This is a genomic window from Brevundimonas sp. 357 (genome assembly GCF_003938605.1).
Taxonomy (GTDB): Bacteria; Pseudomonadota; Alphaproteobacteria; order Caulobacterales; family Caulobacteraceae; genus Brevundimonas.
Genome location: NZ_RHWX01000028.1, coordinates 1430 through 3424, shown reverse-complemented (window position 1 = coordinate 3424; position 1995 = coordinate 1430). Strand labels below are relative to the sequence as shown.

General features: G+C 56.5%; 3 protein-coding genes. All 3 read right to left on the bottom strand.

Features of this window, described 5'->3' with window-relative positions:
* Positions 1-64: 64 nt before the first annotated feature.
* Complete coding sequence (sul1, locus tag EGK63_RS16170) at positions 65-904, bottom strand: sulfonamide-resistant dihydropteroate synthase Sul1 (protein WP_000259031.1); 840 nt, start codon at positions 902-904, stop codon at positions 65-67.
* Entirely contained in the window at positions 898-1245 is a 348-nt protein-coding gene (locus EGK63_RS16165) for a quaternary ammonium compound efflux SMR transporter QacE delta 1 (protein ID WP_000679427.1), read from the bottom strand. Before EGK63_RS16165 ends, sul1 begins: the two co-directional genes overlap by 7 nt.
* 168 nt (positions 1246-1413) lie before the next feature.
* Positions 1414-1968, bottom strand: a complete 555-nt coding sequence (locus tag EGK63_RS16160; RefSeq protein ID WP_003159191.1) for an aminoglycoside N-acetyltransferase AAC(6')-Ib4 — start codon at positions 1966-1968, stop codon at positions 1414-1416.
* Between the last annotated feature and the right edge of the window lie 27 nt (positions 1969-1995).

The window sequence follows — 1995 nt, the reverse complement described above, 5'->3', positions numbered from 1 at the left end:
ATGTCTGCGCCCACCTTCGCGGAACCTGACCAGGGTCCGCTAGCGGGCGGCCGGAAGGTGAATGCTAGGCATGATCTAACCCTCGGTCTCTGGCGTCGCGACTGCGAAATTTCGCGAGGGTTTCCGAGAAGGTGATTGCGCTTCGCAGATCTCCAGGCGCGTGGGTGCGGACGTAGTCAGCGCCATTGCCGATCGCGTGAAGTTCCGCCGCAAGGCTCGCTGGACCCAGATCCTTTACAGGAAGGCCAACGGTGGCGCCCAAGAAGGATTTCCGCGACACCGAGACCAATAGCGGAAGCCCCAACGCCGACTTCAGCTTTTGAAGGTTCGACAGCACGTGCAGCGATGTTTCCGGTGCGGGGCTCAAGAAAAATCCCATCCCCGGATCGAGGATGAGCCGGTCGGCAGCGACCCCGCTCCGTCGCAAGGCGGAAACCCGCGCCTCGAAGAACCGCACAATCTCGTCGAGCGCGTCTTCGGGTCGAAGGTGACCGGTGCGGGTGGCGATGCCATCCCGCTGCGCTGAGTGCATAACCACCAGCCTGCAGTCCGCCTCAGCAATATCGGGATAGAGCGCAGGGTCAGGAAATCCTTGGATATCGTTCAGGTAGCCCACGCCGCGCTTGAGCGCATAGCGCTGGGTTTCCGGTTGGAAGCTGTCGATTGAAACACGGTGCATCTGATCGGACAGGGCGTCTAAGAGCGGCGCAATACGTCTGATCTCATCGGCCGGCGATACAGGCCTCGCGTCCGGATGGCTGGCGGCCGGTCCGACATCCACGACGTCTGATCCGACTCGCAGCATTTCGATCGCCGCGGTGACAGCGCCGGCGGGGTCTAGCCGCCGGCTCTCATCGAAGAAGGAGTCCTCGGTGAGATTCAGAATGCCGAACACCGTCACCATGGCGTCGGCCTCCGCAGCGACTTCCACGATGGGGATCGGGCGAGCAAAAAGGCAGCAATTATGAGCCCCATACCTACAAAGCCCCACGCATCAAGCTTTTGCCCATGAAGCAACCAGGCAATGGCTGTAATTATGACGACGCCGAGTCCCGACCAGACTGCATAAGCAACACCGACAGGGATGGATTTCAGAACCAGAGAAAGAAAATAAAATGCGATGCCATAACCGATTATGACAACGGCGGAAGGGGCAAGCTTAGTAAAGCCCTCGCTAGATTTTAATGCGGATGTTGCGATTACTTCGCCAACTATTGCGATAACAAGAAAAAGCCAGCCTTTCATGATATATCTCCCAATTTGTGTAGGGCTTATTATGCACGCTTAAAAATAATAAAAGCAGACTTGACCTGATAGTTTGGCTGTGAGCAATTATGTGCTTAGTGCATCTAACGTTTGACATGAGGGGCGGCCAAGGGCGCCAGCCCTTGGACGTCCCCCTCGATGGAAGGGTTAGGCATCACTGCGTGTTCGCTCGAATGCCTGGCGTGTTTGAACCATGTACACGGCTGGACCATCTGGGGTGGTTACGGTACCTTGCCTCTCAAACCCCGCTTTCTCGTAGCATCGGATCGCTCGCAAGTTGCTCGGCGACGGGTCCGTTTGGATCTTGGTGACCTCGGGATCATTGAACAGCAACTCAACCAGAGCTCGAACCAGCTTGGTTCCCAAGCCTTTGCCCAGTTGTGATGCATTCGCCAGTGACTGGTCTATTCCGCGTACTCCTGGATCGGTTTCTTCTTCCCACCATCCGTCCCCGCTTCCAAGAGCAACGTACGACTGGGCATACCCAATCGGCTCTCCATTCAGCATTGCAATGTATGGAGTGACGGACTCTTGCGCTAAAACGCTTGGCAAGTACTGTTCCTGTACGTCAGCAAGTGTCGGGCGTGCTTCTTCTCCGCCCCACCACTCGACGATATGAGATCGATTTAGCCACTCATAGAGCATCGCAAGGTCATGCTCAGTCATGAGGCGCAGTGTGACGGAATCGTTGCTGTTGGTCACGATGCTGTACTTTGTGATGCCTAACGT